This window comes from Campylobacter concisus (genome assembly GCF_902460595.1).
GTDB lineage: Bacteria > Campylobacterota > Campylobacteria > Campylobacterales > Campylobacteraceae > Campylobacter_A > Campylobacter_A concisus_BL.
In genome coordinates this window covers 1-757 of sequence record NZ_CABPVA010000043.1, presented here as the reverse complement: position 1 = coordinate 757, position 757 = coordinate 1, and the positions used below count along the sequence as shown (strand labels likewise).

Annotated in this window: 2 protein-coding genes; one reads left to right on the top strand and one right to left on the bottom strand. The window is 25.5% G+C overall.

Annotation, left to right across the window (positions count from 1 at the left end; all coding sequences use genetic code 11):
* Positions 1 to 209 (bottom strand): hypothetical protein (locus F3G86_RS10225; protein WP_149723787.1); only part of this gene is annotated, 209 nt, incomplete at its 3' end.
* Positions 210 to 555: 346 nt separating this feature from the next.
* Between F3G86_RS10225 and F3G86_RS10220 the strand changes: the two genes are divergently transcribed.
* Positions 556 to 757: hypothetical protein (locus F3G86_RS10220; protein WP_149723786.1), on the top strand; the 202-nt coding region annotated here is incomplete at its 3' end.

Genomic DNA, 757 nt, shown 5'->3' with positions numbered 1-757 from the left:
CCTATATTGTGTTCTTTGACAAGGTTTAAAAAATCAATTTTAAACTGCTCATTTGTTTCAACTGCTTTTATGATCTTTATACCTATGTCCTTAAATTTTTGCTCTTTTTCTTCTTTGATAGCATTTAATAATTGCTTTCTTTGCTCTGAAAGTTTCTTAAGTTGTTCTTCATTCTTTAGAAGTCTTTCTGCTGCTGTAAGTTTTGACATTGTATAGCTCCTTTTTATGCTTTGATAATTTTTGATGTTTATATTTAAAAACAGAATATCAAATTCATGTATAACCTTTTTCTTCTTATTGGTTATTTTATTTGTCTGATATTTTTTGTTATTATAACATATTCTTGGTATTTTTTGATAAAAGCTGTGTTATAATCTAAAATGAATAAAGAAATAAAAGCAAAAAAAGTTACATAAAATAGTAGATTGCAGGATAGCCTTTTTCTCCTATTTTGTAATACAAAATATTTGAGAAAAAGGCAAATACTCTGCGAGGCTCTTGTAATTTTTGCTTTGCAAAATTTTTGGTAAATAGGAAATGGAGGGTTTTTGAATTATGGCTAAAGAATTAAAAACTTTTAGATTAGATGTTGAGAATTTAAATTTTTTACAAACCTTAAAAGAAAAAATGGGGGTAAAATCATTAAATGAAGCAATCAATTTACTTTTGTTCTTTTTAGAGAGAGATAATAAAATTATTGATGCCGTAAAAGAAAATTATCCACTTTTAAAAATAAAAAGGTCTGAGCTTACTAGAG